The following is a 16,383-nucleotide window of genomic DNA, read 5'->3' as shown; positions in this document are numbered from 1 at the left end:
TTGACTTACCTATTTGTAAAAAAATTTGTTTCATAATATATTCTAACATTAAATTTTGTGTAGATATTACTATGAATCCTGTCGAATATAAAAGTTGGATTAAAGGGATCTTCAACCGTGCTGCACCTGCATATGGGGGCAAAAACAATATTTATTTTTCTCATTTTGCCGATAAGTTAGTTGATCTGGCTAAGATCAAAGGGCCTGAGAATATTCTAGATGTTGCCACAGGCCGCGGTGCAGTCTTAAAAAAAGCCCTCACTAAAATTGATGCAAGAGGGTCCCTTACAGCGGTAGATATTAGTCCGGAGATGATACAGCAGCTGACAGAAGAACTTGACTGCCAGAGTAAGCAAGTCCATCTCTACTGTATGGATGCCGAACACCTGGAGTTTGAAGATAACTCTTTCGACATTATCTTCTGTGCTTTTGGTGTCTTCTTTTTTCCAAACATACATTCTGTTTTAACGGATTTCCGCCGGCTACTAAAACCGAATGGGAAATTATTGCTGTCTACTTGGGGAAAAAAAGATTTTTGCCATGAGTTATATAAAATCGAATTAACAAAACTTGATTCCGTTCCGCCCGTCACACTACATGAATTTGAAAAGGTGGAATTCATCCGCAATATATTAGTAGACTCAGGTTTTCAAAACCTCCATTGCAAGCTAGAGTCGTTGGATTACGTCTATCCATCTATTGAAAATTGGATTGACTCGTTATGGAATTTGGGTTCTAGAGGCCGGCTTGAAACTTTGTCCGAAGAACAATTATCCCGGCTAAAAGAAGTTTTGCGTTTTAAACTCACACCTTGTCTGCAGTTTGATGGCCTGCATGAAACATTGGAAGTAATCTATACTCAAGCCACCAAGGAATAATGGGTATCACAGATAAAACTGTACGCTTCTTATGCCGCCATTACCCTTTCTATAGTGGATGCGGCAAGATGGCTAACAGCAAATGGCTTACACCCTTTCTTTCCAAACAAGAACAGCTCCTGTCTACCCTACGAAGCGGAGAAGCTATCTGGATAAACCCGCAAGACCATATTGGCCGTGCAATCGATCTCTTCGGTGACCTTGACCCAAAAATCACTTGGCTTTTTAGAAAAATACTTATGCCAGGGGATATATGTATTGATATCGGGGCTAATTTCGGCCTGTTGACTATTCTTGCAGCAAGTTTAGTAGGCCATTCCGGCCGTGTGATAGCCGTAGAACCCCAAAAGAAATTAAGTAAAATGATTCAGGCTTCAGCATTAGAAAACCACTTTGACAATATCGCTGCCTATCCGATCGCCTTATCAGATAGATCCGGCACAATGGATATTTACATCCCCGCGCATAACCTGGGTGCGGCCTCCATTGAACATACACCTAAAGGTACTTACCAGACAGAGACTATCCAAGTAGTTAAGGTATCCGAGTTCTTAAATGACATCCACACGCCTGTTAAACTGATAAAAATTGATGTTGAAAACCACGAAGACCATGTCATTCAAGGTGCTAAAGACTATTTAGCCCGTACTCCTGCAGAAGCAATTATCATTGAAGTGCACCCTTCGAATAATATTTGGACAGATAGTCTCTCCTTAAAAATACTCCATGAGCTCGGTTACGAAATTTTCGCCATCCCTAAAACAGTGTTCAAAGTTGACCTTGTCCGTCTAGATACTGCCAATCCCGGAGCATTAATAGCTAATGACTACCTGGCATTGCACACGCAGAGCCCTACCTACCATAAATTCTTAGGGATTATTGCAAAGTAATATCCCACTCAGTATGGGGAATTGCTTTTTGTATGAGCTGGGAAAGAAGGGATACGAAAGTTTTATCTGTCGTAAAGTCAACATTTGTTCCGGCAGTACTCTCGAATGTAAAATGAATTTGACCTTGATCGTTGGTACCTATTTTGACCTGCATAAGGAGCAAAGGATCAGTACCTAAAGGATTACGGGAGACCTGCATTCCATATTTACTCGCCTCTTTTTGCACTTGCTCTTGCTGTACATGCTGCTTAGCTTTTTCAACTTCATGTTCTTGTTCGATACCACTTTTATGGAGGGTGTTTTGAAGTTGCTGCAAGGCATTCCAAAGTTTTCGCACTAATCTACGCGTAATCCAAAAACGGAATTCAGAAAAATCTTTGGTGAAAAATATCAATACGAGTCGATCTTGGACGGGATCAAAAGATAGTTTGAGCTGTTCTAAATTAGACATAAATCAAGCTTATCCCTTTTTATGCCTATGGTAAAAGGTACCCTAGGCAAGTTCAACATATTTTGTCCTTAATATTAGAACAAGCCTTTTATGAATCTGAGGGAATAAACTCAGCCTCGCAATGCTCGACTATTAGACTAAAAACCATAAGTTCTGTGGATAGTTTTTTCCGTTTAACATTAATTACTACCCATTTCTCAAAAGATGGATCCAATGCAGAAACCAGGATTTTATCGTCGATCTTCCATCTACTCACATCTGAATTTTTAGCCGCTTTCCACATAGTATTATCAGAAAGGTAAATATAGTAATCATATTCGTTTGAAGTGAACCACCCGCCTTCTTGGACCAATACTTTTTCAATTTTAGTGATGGATTGAAGTTTATTGCAGCTAGAGTCCATCACCCATGCTGGAATAGCTTTCTTGTTTCCTTCCTCATCCAGGAAGCGTATTGTAAAATCATCCAGTCCACCCAATGACGGTTTTAGGTTAGGATAAATAAACAGTTCAGTATCAACTTCAAAAGGCTTTTGGCCCGTAAAGCGGCTTTTGTGATCAATAATCCATTTTGTTCCATTGGAAAGGGTAAATTGGGTAATAGGAGTTTTTCCAGTAGTTAGTTGGATGTTAAAGACGTCAATAGCAGTGATCGTGTGGTGATAATCATCCGCATAAATGTGCGAAATAAAAAGAAAAGTGAATATTACAATTAGCATATTGAATATGAATTTCATTTACATTCTCCGTAAAAATCATATCACTATAACTAATAGTAATAAATAATTCAATATATTCCATTGCTAACTATCAACTATATCCAGTATATTTCATTGCAAAAATATAGACATGAGAAGGAATAAATGAACAAAATCCACTGCTTTATTATTATGCTCATACTACCTCTAATGACTCTTTTTGGAGGTGCCTTTACTACATACACAGAAAAGGATGTCTTACCTTTTCAACATAAAATTATAGGTTTTTTCCCTTACGACGGAGACACTGGCACGCAAGAATTCGCTGGGGATCTTGCCGCTGAATTAGAAAATGGTTCACAGTGGAAATTCCACATAAAAGATACCGAACTCGTTTCCCATTGGACAAGCGGCGATGTCATTACAATTGATTTCAGAGACACCTGGTATTGGTTTAAAAGAGAGCATAAATTTCTGATGCGCAACATCACTCGCAATGAATCCGCACGTTCAATGTTACTAAAATCGCCTTTAACAATTACCGCATGTACAAAAGAGCCTTATCATACAACCGTTACTTTAACTAATACTGGAATTAATCATTCAGATTATCGTGTCAATGTAACCCTTAGCGACAAGTCAAATTGGGAAGTTCTTACAAATGAACATATAAAGGTTGGAACGCAGGTTTTCATTGGATATCGAGGTGAAAAGAAAAAGATTTTCTTTTTTGCACACGGAGAAGGAAAGAATGCAAAAAAATCCGATGCCCGCAAAGGTAATTATAGATGGTTTTAGCGTTTACAATCTTATCCTACCCCACTGCAAAATCAGGTTACAGAAGGATTAGTCGACAGGAACGTATGGTAGGGAAGATTTTGCAAGTGGCGTTCGAAAACAAAGGACGCCAATAAGAAAGACACTAAAGTAGAGGCAAAGTACCCTAGGCCATAGTAAGGAAAACCCATAGTCAATGTCACCAATGTAAAACAAGCATTTGTGAAAAAAAACATGAAGGTGATGAACAATACTCCCTTGCGATAGTCAAAGTACGAAAGAAGTATTGAAAAGAAGATAAAGAATATCTGAAATGTCGCTCCTAAGACTCCGAAACGAAAAATCCCCAACTTCGCATAGCTCAACCCCACTAGATTAAATAGATAAGGTGCAGAAAACAATGTCGCAACGCATATGCAGATCTGCAGCAAAAAAATATTTTTCCCAATGTTAATCACAGTATCAATGATACCGTCAAAGTTAGAACGGATCTGGCGCAGGTTTTTATGCTCTTGAATTGAGCGGAAATACATAACATACTTTTCAAAAAATGCAGTCTCCAAAGAAAGTAAGAACATTGCTAGGCCGGGTATGATCGTCAAATAGGCCCCAAACATAGCAGTATCGTAATCAGGATACATGATCAAGCCATTGTTCAGTGTTTCAGCTTCCGGGGCAAACCACATAATCCACTTATCTACCCATATTGCCAAATTATAGAAAAGACCTGAGAGCGGCAACTCCCAATATTTTTTGAAATATTTAAGATACTTAAAAAGATTCTGAGACTTCTTAGGATATTCGGCGAATACTAATGCACATAAAATGGCTAGAATAAATCCAAGGCCTACATTGAAGCCCGCAAGCATTCCTGAACTAGAGAAATAACTTCCCAACGAGATAGCTGCGATCACAGCGATGATCATTCCTGCCAAAAAAGAGAAAGTCACCGATTTATAATACTTCACTGCTGAGATATAAACTGATAGAAGCCAAATTCCTGTGACGATCATAAAGTTGGCAATAGCATTTAAAGCAAGCCAGATAGATATTTTTACATAGAATAAGTAGAAAATTGCGACGATAGGGAAAGAGACGGCAAAGAGCATTATTAAACTTCCTAAAAGTAATCCAGGGGCATCTTCTAATCTTTTGAGATAGATCAAATCCGCTAAATATCTGGTGGAGGTTGCAACAATAGGCCCTGAGATAACAAGAGAAAAGGAAAAGTTATACAAAATAACAGCACGGAAATCTTCTACTGCTTTAATATAAGTCCAATCTTTGAAGATTAAAAAGAAGCTCCCTAACGCAGCGACAGTAAATAACCAAGGGCCGCATGATGCTAAAGTAGCATGAAAGTATGCCAAGGCAACCGTTGAAAGTTCCCTTTTCTTCATAAGCTTTCTAAGGACAAACCCTATCCCTGCCATATTATCTGCCTTTATTCGGTAATTGCCGGTTTAATCATTGACTCATACAACTGCTTATACTTTGTCTGCATTTCACGTTCGTCATAATATTTATGTACGCGCAGCCTTATTGTCCTGCTGCATTCGTCGTAGAATTTCTTATCCAAAAGTAGTCTTAAAATATTTTTTGATACTGAAAGTGGATTGGCAAGCTGACTCACCAGCCCGCCTACTCCTAGAGGGGGGTTCTCATTCATTTTTCCATTCAATATCTCTTCACAAGCACCCACATTTGTAGTGACAGCAGGTATTCCTACAGCACCTGCTTCCAACAGTACCAAAGGTTGCGCTTCACTTATGCTTGTAAGGACTATCAGATCTATCGTTGGTAAGATCTCCTCAATTTTGAGCTTCCCTGTGAATGTTATGATCGATTGTAGTTCCTGCGACTCCACAAGGTCCAAACACTCCTGATAATAATCAGGATCTTCATCTGTAGGCCCTATGATCAACCCTTCAAGATGGGGTACTTTGTCTTGCAATAATCCAATAGCTCGGATGAAGGTTTTAACATCTTTGATTGAAACGACGCGTCCAATGAAAGCGATGCGGTTTTTTTCATGGGGAACTCGAACTATCTGTGAAAATTTCTCAACGTCGATGCCATTGGGGATAACTGTGAGCTTGCTAGGATCTGCTCCGTCTGCTATTTGCATTATGAGGTTACCCTCATACAGGGTTATGATCTTCTCACAGGCCTCATAACATAACGTTGAATAGGCTAAAAATGTATCTATCCAATAGCTTTTTAAATCCCTGTCAAAACGTTTTTTTTCAATATTCAAATTCATCGACTTATAGTCTTCCAACCAGTCTGCGGATGTTATCTCTATCTTCCGTTCATTCATATAGATTCCATGCTCTGTCACCAGGCAGGGTTTGGACGTTTCAACAAAAGCACGGGCTGTGAAAAGTCCTGCGTATCCTGTGCACAATGTATGGTAAACATTTGCAGCAGGTATAGGGGCTAGGAGCGCACTATAAAAGCTCCCCAGAAGACACCGCCATGACCAGAAGTAATTAAGAAAACTGCTTTCGCCCATTGTCGAAAGGTACATTCTCTGGGTCATTTTCCAGGCCTCGACTGAATTAAGCAGGGTCTCATTATCCAAATACTTTTTTTTATCATTTAAAAGAGAAATAATTTTCTGAAGTCCTTTCAAAGTTGCCTTATGCTGAAGGTTAAGGATGGGTACTTCCAATTCTTCAAACAATTTTTCTTTCTCTTTACGGCTTAAACTTCCTTGCTTTTCCGGCAGTCTCTGAAGAAATACATTTTGTATGCTGATGACGTTGGATGGAACATCAAAACGCATTTTCAATTTGTCATCCGGAGGCAGGATGCACACTAAGGCAAAAGAAAGGTCTTTCTGCGCCTTGATAAGTTCATGCGCCCAATTTGACACACCCCCTGAAACGTAAGGGTATGTTCCCTCTAACACAAGACAAACATCAGCAGGGTTAGCTTGCATGAAACCCCGACCACAGTTCTAACATTTCTACCTCCTTATCCTTACCTTTTCTGCTGAAATAAGGCATTTCTTTGACAGCAAAATTACGCAAGGAAGAATACTCCTTCAGCTCATATAGAGCTTGCATCCATAAACTACAAGCGAAGAGGGTTTTGGGCTGCTTCTCATTAAAATACTTTTCCAAGCATTCCTTAGCGGTAACCGGATCATTGTTTTGCAAGTGCAGCTTAGCAAAAGATAAATAAACCGGAAAATTCAAAGGCTTGAGCTGGATATATTCCATGTAGGCCATGAGCGCAGTGAAAAGAATTTTTTTGCGTCGGTCTTCATCAAACATGCCGGATTCTAGACAGAACTCACAGTGATGGGCAAGAGATAGCAAAACATCTGTATTTTTTGGAAATTGCAAGGTTTTAGCTTCTAATTCTAAAAATTTTTCGTAATATTGACGGTCCAATCGAGTGATCGCCGTCGCGGCATGAACCCGCACACTGTTGTTCTTATCATTCAATAGCTCCTTAAGGATAGGGAAAAATGGAGGAATAAAGTAGACCAACATTTTTTCTATGGCGGCCCGCTTTTGTTTCTCAGTGCCAAAAGTCATGATGTCTTTGAATGAAACAATCCTTTGCTTTGGTGTTAAATCTTCTAATCCATGGACAATGCGCTCGTAAAGCACATAATCATGGTCTGAATCGTCGAAGATATCATCCAGCCAATCAGAGCCTTGCGATTGAGAGTAAAACCAGTAAACCGACAAAGTAAATGCGGCGATGCCAGCCCCCCAAGGACCGGCGGGGATGAATAAAGCGCTTATGAAAATGGGGAAGCGTAAATCATCCCATCTCCATCGAGGGACAAGGTAGATAACGCCTAGAGTTAGGAGAGATAACCCTATATGCCCCAAAAGCAGTACCGGGCCGGTAATAACCTGAAGCTGATACATGCGGATGCATAGGGCCTCTACAACCAGCAGACCTAATGCATAGCTCACAAAAGTAAATAGCTTTTCGTCAGGATAATATCCTATTGTGGGACTGTAGGGCATAGGTTCTCTGTTTTATAAGTAATATTTTTTTTGGATAATGTTCCGTTACTTTGGATTTTATTTAGAATATTGAAGAATAACGTATTAGCTTCTTCATTTGTCAAGTGGGGTAAAAGGACTAATAATTCGACTTTCTTGCGTTTTCCCTGAAAAACTTGTGCTGAGGATGGAAGGCAGTCTTTAAGGATAACTTTTAAAATTTCAAAATCCATTTGACTAAAGTTTTCTTTGTCAGCCTCTATCAAGGATGCCTGGGCTAAGGGGAGCTTTTCCTGTGTACAGAAATCTACAAGAAAGTGCTTCTGAATCTTATAAAAATTGAAGGTATAAAGCTCCGTATCAAAGTGATAAATAGTGTTAGCTTCTAATTTACGATATTGCCTTGCATTTGCATATGCCATTCCGACAAGGTCACAGATGATGTTAAACAACTCTAAATTGCTGAAATTCAACTCGTAATAATCTATCTCTTCAATTTTCAACATGCCAAAGATCTCGCCGCTTTCGTGGTCTATCATGGGTGCAGCTAAAATGCCCTCTCCGGCTAATATCTTCTCATCATCTTGATTGGCAATACAAACTTGACGCTGCTTCCCCGCAATCTCTTTGTAAAGTGGATCGCTGGGAGTAAAGCGGCGTTGATATTTCTCTGTCTCGCTCCATCCTACGCATAGGGTGGACTCGAACCCTGATGGACCAAAAGAATAGACGGAGAATTTTTTGGGATTCAAAATCGGTTGGACAATCTTATCTAAATTAAGCAAAATCATGCCGGGATTTAATGTGCCTAGGGATTTAAAAGTTTCATAGATAGTATTGGATGTCTTAAGCTGGCTCCCGAGCTGTGATTCAATCGATTCTTTTATTCTTCTCAAATCGTCATAGGCATCCGTAATAGCGGTCAGTTCTTTTTTGGCAGTACGATTAATCTCCACCTGTTTTTCCAGATCCACAATATCACGCATACGGAGTTCCCCTAATACAAAGGCAGATATAAACCAAAGCAAAGGGAGTAAAGCGAGCTTAAATTGGTAGTCGAAAAGTGATTCTTGCGCTTTTTGGGGGGGGATATTCCAAAGATATAGACTCAAAGTGCAAAGGATAACACATACTATACCCGCTGAAGTCCCATACTGGACCGTAATCAATAAGACTATGATCCAAAATGGATTGGGGTGGAAATCAATATAGCGCGTCCTATCCAAAAAAAAGAAGTCTATACCTAAGAGAATGCCTAAAAATAGCGTCATCTCCAATAGTGCTGAAATTGGGATTCCCAATATTTTTTTTCTCGACCACGCATCATATACTTCTACTGCCGCTGTCATAACTTTCCTTATTCAAAAGGGTATAATAAGTTAAAAAAGTATCTGTCTACTGTTCCGCCGCCTACTTCAGTACTGACTGAATGGTTATATTCAACACGCATCTGGAATGATCCCGGTACGCCCAATAAGAAGAATCCTCCATACAGCGGAGCAAGCTTCCTTCCTGCAAGCCTGTTATAGAGATACCCTCCATAAGCTTCGACAATTAAATTATCCCTGAATTTCCGACGTACATTTAAGCTTAAAGCATGGTTTTCACGGCTGACAAAAGGCAATGGAAAATAGGAAATCCCTTCTTCATTCGTTCTCTCCACATTATTCAATCCATATTCGGCATCTAGATTATAGTTTAAGATGACAGTATCATCTTCGCACACAAGCTGGCCGACAGGGGTATAATTCGCGAAACGATAGGAAAGGTTGCCCCCGGCTTGAACTGTAGATGCTGCACGCGAAAGGCCATGCAAATTGTATTTATTGTAAGCAAGTAAAGAGAAGCCCTCCCAACGAGGTAACAGCCGAGGTTTATACGATACTTCAATAGTGTCCTGCGATCCGTACTCTATCGTCGATTGAACAAACTCCCAGCAAGGCTTGTTATACATTGCTTTAAGCCCCCAAATACCATAGTAGTTAGGGGAAGTCCATTTAGCTCCCAGGCCTGCAAGACCGTCTCCCAGATAGACATATCCTCTGAATGTTTGTCCATCAGGTAAAAATTGAAGGAACCCTAAATCTAGCCTTGTTCTGTAGCCTTTAAACGATTTTGTAACCCCATTAAGATTTAAATAGGAGTCAAGGGTGAGAAAATCATTTTCAACATACAAATTGAATCTAGTATTTTCATTCATAAAACCCTCGTACCAGAGTCGGATGAACTTCTCTTTTTGTATGACGTTTGTCTCTCTATATTCACCCTCCAACGCTCCAAAGTCTTGGTAGGCAATATAAATATCCCTCCAAGCCTTTACGAAACCCTCATTGAGAGTGTTGTATTCCTGAGCTAAAGTTAAATAATCTTGAGCATTTTGCCAGCTGCCCAAAGACAGTTCTAATTCAGCCTTTGCAGCTAATAAAGGTGGGTAAGTATTGTTTTCTGCCAAAGCCACGTCCATCACTTGAATTGCTCTGCAAGGTTGCACAGTATCCCTTAGATAGCGCACCTGGGTGATGGTAAAGTTAAGTACATCATTTTCGTCCCCATCAAAAACCAAAAACTCCACGGTGGGGTCAAACAGGACACATTTTGCGGTAGCCCATAGCTCAAGGTCGATCAGCATATTGCCGAAGTCCGACCGAATGTTGATATTATTGGGAGCTTTCTGAAGAATATCATAATAAAGTGAGATAGCCATATTGTGATTTCTTAAGCGGTAATATAGCTGTGCTTGTGTGGATTGAAGATAGATCGAATGTTCTTTTTCCTTTTGACTAAGGAGCAAAGCGTGCCTGAAATAAGGATAGGAACATGCATAGTGTTTGTGAGTAAAGAATATCTCTCCTAGATAATAGAAGGACATATAGTCGCCGGCAGGATTTAAAAATAGATATTGTTCTAAATAATACTGTGAGATACTTAGGGCGCCTTTACCAAAGTATAATGCCCCTAAAGCTCTATGGGCATTAATATGTTTATGATCTATACCTATGAGCTTGTTAAATATATCGATTGCAAGATCGAGCAAATTAGCATCCTGCGCCACTTTACCTAAGTGATTTAAACGTTTAGGACGGAACTCCCAAAGGTATATTTCGCTCAGGATGGCTAGCAAACAATCCTGTTTTTTCAATGTGCTCAGCGCATCTAAATAGATGTCTAAGATAGCAGTGTATGTATAGTCTTCAGGTGTAACTAAAGCTGTTACACTTTCTGGATGCTTGATATCCAAAAGATATTTTAACCAATATGCCTTTTCTTTGCCTTTAGAGCCCCTACCCCGCATTTCCATCCAAACAATCGCATCCTGAGGTGGCTTTTCTCCCCACAGAGAGAGGAGATTCTGCACATCATCGCTTTTGTAACGTTTATGTTCTGCTAAAGCAAAAAAGATTGGAATTGCATCTTTCTTATAGCCTGCATCACTTAATGCAAAAGCCCATTCGCGCTGCTTTGCTTTAGGAACGCTCTTAAGTGCCAACCCTTTAAGAATCCAATCCCGTAATTCGCTTTTTAATGACGGATTTTTCTTGGAGGCTTTTGACAACTCATAGATCATCGCATCGATCGCCTTCAAATAGGTCTTTTGATAGTTTTGCGATTTCAAGTCGTCTTCAGTGATGAACGCAATAGCATTTGCAGGGTTCTGTATGTCTATAAGGTAATTTATCCATTGGATCTTTTCTTCAGTAGATGCCCCTTCCGTCCGTTTGAGTATCCACGCCATAGCTTCACTATTTGGATGTTGTCCAAATAAACCCAGAAGGGTTTGTACATCTTCGCTTTTATAAAGCTTTTCTTGGGCTAGCTCCAAAAACACCGGAAGAGCTTTGTCATTCATTTTGAACTCAATATAGATGTATCCTAGCTCTTCTTTTCTCTTTTCTGTGAGAGATCCTTCCTTCAGCCTATCTTCGACAAGGGAGAGCAGCCTAGATTGATACTCCGGATCTTTTTTTGCAGCTAGAAACAGAATATCAATGTAGTGATCCAAAAATTGAGGGTTTTCCTTATTCAGCACCTCAAACAAAGCTACACCGCGCGCTATATCGCCATTTAAAATATACGCTTCCGCCAGCATCTCGCGGTATTTGATTTTGGAAGATAAACTGACAATCTTCTCCGCAACCAGTACCGACAACGGCCCATTTTTATTCTTGTAGGCTGTATAAAAAAGGTCTTTTAAAAGTCTTCCCCCAATCTTATTTCCGGTATTCAAATATTTTAATACCTCTTCCGTATGATTTGTAGCAGTTGCAAGCAGCAACCAGGGCTCCAAGTAATTCTCTAGTCCATTTTCTTCCCTTACCTTCTCGATAAGCTGAAAACCCCTCTCCTGTTCTCCTAACTCAAGATACAGCTGACCTAGCTCAGTCACTTCAGGGGCAGTAAACCCTGTAAAACTTTCTATTGAAGTTAATTGTTTTTTTGCTAGGGTATGATACTTTTTGGAGAATAATATCCGCGTCAAAAGATATTTCTGATAGTTATTTAAAGCTTTATATGAGGGTACAGTTGAATCATTTTCAGGGTCTTCAGCATCTGGAATAGAGCTAATATCGATAAGTGAAGCTAGGAAGTTCGTATCGTTGAAATGTGTAGTTTTCAGATTGTGTTTCAACATTACAATAAGGTCAGGATAGCGATGATCCATAGCTTTGACAATAAGGTTTACTAGAACATCTTCTGAAAAATCTTTGAGTGGATAATTTTGCAAAATCTGCCGAAGAATATCATAGTTGTCCTTCTCGAGAGCTGAAGCTAAAAAGTCATTGGTGTATGCTTCAGGGAGAATCCCTTGATCAAAATAGTGTTTCAATAGGATATACGTCTTTTTATTATCCCCTCTATACATTGTGATGTTTATCCTTGCCGTCACAACTTGCAAACTATCCCTTGCATCAGGCTGTAGCTGATCTAAAATGAGCAGACTTTCTTGAGACATCCCCTCTTGGAGCAATGCATATGCCATTTCAATCGTATTGCTTAACGGTAATCCAAGCTGCATCTGGCTGTTTATCAAGGCCATTACTTTTTGTGGTTCTTTATTACGAGCATAAAGACTGACAGCGATATTGAGATTATCGATACTCCATTTTTTTCCTTTTTCTTTGATACTCAACTTATCGATTGTCTCGAGTGCAAGATCCATTTTTTGAGTAGAAGCATAGAGGTAAGCCAGTTGTGTATATTGGTCCGGGCTTGCTGTATACTTATCTATTAATTCCTGTGAGGCCCAAATGAGATTAGGCATATCTTGATCTGTTAAATACCCTGAAAGTAGATCTTCGAGAGCATTTTTTGATGGAAGCTCTTGATAGATATCTCTTAATAATATCTGTGCCAACACAGGCTTACCCGTCTCTTTATACAAGGAATATAGGTAAATTTTCGCATCCATATTCTGCGGATTCTCATTGACATAATCCTCTACGGACTGTAGCGCTTGCTGCGTCTCAGCGAATTTCAGAAAGGTCCACGATAAAGGAATGGCTACTGACAGGGGGGTATTTCCTCCGGTTTTTGCTTTAGTTTCCTCGTAACGTTCTAAAGCCTTCTCGTACTGCTTATTGTAATAGAACATCAAAGAAACTTGATCGTAAGTTGGAAAAAAGAATAACCCAAAGATTACTCCAAAGGCTGCTACCATCAAAATAGTAATGTAATAGAGTCTACAATCCACTATTCCTGCTGATTGTCATCGTTATAGGTTCAATCGCATCTGCATCTACAAAAAACTGAATTACGCCCCTGGCAGCAACACTTGTTATGGCTTTATCTAAGCTTGATACCTTAATGGTATATTCGCCATCTACAGGCACTTTCCAAACCATATCCCCTTTTCCAAATCCCTGTGACTGCATTTTCAATACTTTTTCATCCCTCTTCAAATCCCAAATGCGCCAATGGCTGTGGATCAGATAAGCCTCGGGCTCTACAGGCTCTTCGTAACTAACTTGTATGTCTTTTATGTAAATTTTTGGCTCTTCAATAGCCTCATCTAAATAGATGTATAAACTTCCTTGATAATGTCTTTGACCAATCACTCCGGTAGACTTTTGCAAATCAACCCCTAAAAAGGTGGCATAATCCAACCGTACTGTCTGTAATGATTTTCTATCTTTTACACTCCATCCACCGTCCTCCTCTTGAAATATTCTACCTGAATAAAATCCATCTACAATGGAGGAGAAATTGCTGGTGTGAAGCGGGATAATCTCTTGTGCGCGAATATACTTTAAATTTTCATGCAACGCTGACAAGCTTGGCTGCTTCTCAGCGCTATAGATATGGTAATAATGATTCATCGGTTTTACACGGATAGGACTTTCTGTCCGGGCAAATGTTTTAGGAAGAAGATTAAATCCGTAAAAATTCTTGGACCACATATCTGTATAGATATTTTCATTAGCATTGGAAGAGTAAACCTGTAAAAGGCCATTTCTATATAAACCTAAGGGTTTTACCCAACCATACGAATCAGCATACGCATCAAAGCGCGTGTCACCGCCATTAATATTTCTAACATGTGTACTATCAACTAACCTTATCGCTTCATCAAATGGCTGACAGTTACCTGACCATTGATAGATCATTACCTTTTTCCCGGCCGGAGCAAGTGTCTGTATTTCTTTGATTGCTCCTACAGTCTCCAATTCAACATTAAAAGGTTTCAATGCATAAGCCCTAGGTATCACATACCCGGGATCTAGAACATGAGGGAGCTTTTTAAACCCTTCTTCTTCATTGACCAAAGGAATTTCATCATAATATTTCTTTTTGGTCCTGAATAGAGAGTCTTTGATTACATCTACAACATCTCTATTCTGAAAGACTTTTGTCGTATAATTATTTAGATAAGGAACTTCATATTGCGGTAAATAATCCCTAAAAAAACTCCAATCAAAGGGGTGTGTAAAAGTATGGCAGCCTATCTCCACATGCGGCAATTCAAACATCCTTTTTGCCATGTTGCGCGCCTCGGGTGTGCCAAACCACTTCAAACTCATATCAGCTGCAATAGGAGCTATTGTAATAGGAAGATCGGGATATCCCAGCAGGATCTCTTTATAGAAAACTTCTGAGGAAAAAACTTTATCTTTCCGATACTTCTCCACTTCTGTCATGTTATTCCACCCATCACCATCAATATGACTATAGTAGATGCGTCTTCCCGCCAATGTCGTAGCATCCAATTTAGGTAAGGCAGCTGTAATAAAACCTTTCTCAAAAAACTTAAAGGGATTTACATACCATTTACGGATTGTGTCTCCCTGCTCTACTAAATTTTGTTTGAAGGCTAAATAATTGCTAGCTGCATACGCACCATTCGGGGAAGTGACAACAAGCTCGGACGTACTTTGATGAGAATCATTTTTCTTTATTGTCAGATGAGTTTGGGCATCACCCGAGCCTATCATCTTCATTACAGAATAAGGTGGACGTAATGTGTCAAAATTACGCTCAAAATTGAACCAGACCGGATCGCTATAGCTTATTGATGTATCATAGGTGTCAGTAAAGGAAATATCTTTATCTTCCAGGCCTAATTTTTCCCAAAATACATTCGTTAACCTTTTGGATGTGATACTCCCCTTTCTATCAAATCCCGGATTCCCCATGACAACATATTTCAATCCAGCATCGATCACCTTCACCGACCAATTAATAAATGCTTCAGGATCGCTGGTGGTGGCTGAATAAGGAAACCAAGTTAATATCCCTATAACATCACTTCTTTCAGCGATGTCCGGGAGACCTTTATGGATATCAACATACTCTACCCTCAAACCTAGATGGTTTAGGGGCATTTCGGCCATCTGATGAATATTTAAGAAAATCAGCCTGTCTTGAAATTGGCTATCATATAAAGCAAGGACTGTTCTTGGGATTTCTTTTGAAGTAATAAAGTGTGGGAAAGAGATGAGGCAGGCTAGAAAATAACTAAGGTTCCGTAATAACGGTGTCCAGCGACAAAGTCGAAACATAAGGTGTAAATCCATTATCACGCTGTAATTTATAAATATTTTTATACATCTCTTTATCCTTTGGGTTCCAGTAATCTAATGTAAATACTTGCAAATTCTTAAAATCTTTTTTAGCTTTCTGCAAAATCTCTACCTGAAGTTGGTAATCCTCGGTCGAAACGAATTCATATTCTTTAGTTTTAAAGTTATAGGTTGTGTAAACAGACTCTCCTAATTCCATATTGATGATATCTCCTATGACCGGTAATAGGTAATAAGCTCTGTTCACCATAATTTTAATGCCCGGATAATGATAACGGATGGTTTTAATAAGATTACCCGCTGCCTCTTTCATACCTTTGAATTTTTCAGGGTCTGTTTGCTCAAGAAATTCCGCATTATCCAAAGTGTCTATAAAAATGCCATCAAAACCTGCAAAAAGTGTTTGAGGGATCAATTCCTCAATTACAAGCTTGACCCACGCCTTATGGCGGAGATCTACAAAATAACTTCCTTTCCAGTGAGGGTTCTCCTGCAGGAGAAATTGCTTGATCAGAGGATCTTTAAAAATATGCTGGCGTTCTTCAATTTCTCCTAAATTGATGTATCCCAAAATAGTCATATTATTTTCACGAAAGCCTTCCAATGGAATGTGATGTTGGGTATCCATCACAACCAGCTGAAAAGGAAAAAATTCTTTCACCGGTAAGCGGTCGCCATAATATACAACCCACTTTCGGATAGGT

Annotated in this window: 12 protein-coding genes; 3 read left to right on the top strand and 9 right to left on the bottom strand. The window is 39.4% G+C overall.

Features of this window, described 5'->3' with window-relative positions:
- Nucleotides 1-71 precede the first annotated feature (71 nt).
- The gene (locus WC222_01830) at nt 72-878 is read left to right on the top strand and encodes a methyltransferase domain-containing protein (protein ID MFA6915112.1); all 807 of its coding nucleotides are present in this window, start codon (nt 72-74) and stop codon (nt 876-878) included.
- Complete coding sequence (locus tag WC222_01825) at nt 878-1,768, top strand: FkbM family methyltransferase (GenBank protein MFA6915111.1); 891 nt, start codon at nt 878-880, stop codon at nt 1,766-1,768. Before WC222_01830 ends, WC222_01825 begins: the two co-directional genes overlap by 1 nt.
- Here WC222_01825 and WC222_01820 read toward each other — a convergent pair.
- Complete coding sequence (locus tag WC222_01820; GenBank protein MFA6915110.1) at nt 1,755-2,219, bottom strand: hypothetical protein; 465 nt, start codon at nt 2,217-2,219, stop codon at nt 1,755-1,757. The two genes, WC222_01825 and WC222_01820, sit on opposite strands and share 14 nt — an antisense overlap.
- A gap of 88 nt (nt 2,220-2,307) precedes the next feature.
- On the bottom strand, nt 2,308-2,955 hold the full coding sequence (locus WC222_01815) for a hypothetical protein (GenBank protein ID MFA6915109.1): 648 nt from the start codon (nt 2,953-2,955) through the stop codon (nt 2,308-2,310).
- 126 nt (nt 2,956-3,081) lie between these two features.
- Between WC222_01815 and WC222_01810 the strand changes: the two genes are divergently transcribed.
- Nucleotides 3,082-3,714: a hypothetical protein gene (locus WC222_01810; GenBank protein MFA6915108.1), complete on the top strand. Its 633-nt coding sequence runs from the start codon at nt 3,082-3,084 to the stop codon at nt 3,712-3,714.
- Nucleotides 3,715-3,746: 32 nt separating this feature from the next.
- Here WC222_01810 and pelG read toward each other — a convergent pair whose 3' ends face one another.
- Genes pelG through WC222_01775 form a run of 7 tightly spaced genes read right to left on the bottom strand, consistent with a single transcriptional unit; the run spans nt 3,747 to nt 16,340 of the window.
- A complete protein-coding gene (gene pelG / locus WC222_01805) occupies nt 3,747-5,126 on the bottom strand; it encodes an exopolysaccharide Pel transporter PelG (protein ID MFA6915107.1) in 1,380 nt (459 codons plus the stop codon).
- A gap of 11 nt (nt 5,127-5,137) precedes the next feature.
- A complete protein-coding gene (gene pelF, locus WC222_01800; GenBank protein MFA6915106.1) occupies nt 5,138-6,637 on the bottom strand; it encodes a GT4 family glycosyltransferase PelF in 1,500 nt (499 codons plus the stop codon).
- Nucleotides 6,627-7,685 (bottom strand): hypothetical protein, encoded by a 1,059-nt coding sequence (locus tag WC222_01795; GenBank protein MFA6915105.1) that lies wholly within the window; start codon nt 7,683-7,685, stop codon nt 6,627-6,629. Before WC222_01795 ends, pelF begins: the two co-directional genes overlap by 11 nt.
- Nucleotides 7,664-9,013 carry a hypothetical protein gene (locus WC222_01790; protein ID MFA6915104.1) on the bottom strand — a complete coding sequence of 450 codons (1,350 nt, stop codon included), beginning with the start codon at nt 9,011-9,013 and terminating at the stop codon, nt 7,664-7,666. Before WC222_01790 ends, WC222_01795 begins: the two co-directional genes overlap by 22 nt.
- 8 nt (nt 9,014-9,021) lie before the next feature.
- Entirely contained in the window at nt 9,022-13,353 is a 4,332-nt protein-coding gene (locus WC222_01785) for a hypothetical protein (GenBank protein ID MFA6915103.1), read from the bottom strand.
- Entirely contained in the window at nt 13,343-15,658 is a 2,316-nt protein-coding gene (locus WC222_01780) for a hypothetical protein (protein MFA6915102.1), read from the bottom strand. Before WC222_01780 ends, WC222_01785 begins: the two co-directional genes overlap by 11 nt.
- Complete coding sequence (locus WC222_01775; GenBank protein ID MFA6915101.1) at nt 15,615-16,340, bottom strand: endo alpha-1,4 polygalactosaminidase; 726 nt, start codon at nt 16,338-16,340, stop codon at nt 15,615-15,617. Before WC222_01775 ends, WC222_01780 begins: the two co-directional genes overlap by 44 nt.
- Nucleotides 16,341-16,383: the final 43 nt, after the last annotated feature.

The sequence above is a fragment of the Parachlamydiales bacterium genome (assembly GCA_041671045.1).
In the GTDB taxonomy this organism is placed as follows: Bacteria; Chlamydiota; Chlamydiia; order Chlamydiales; family JABDDJ01; genus JABDDJ01.
Note: the sequence above shows the minus strand (reverse complement) of the source record. Positions and strands in the feature narration are given on the sequence as shown.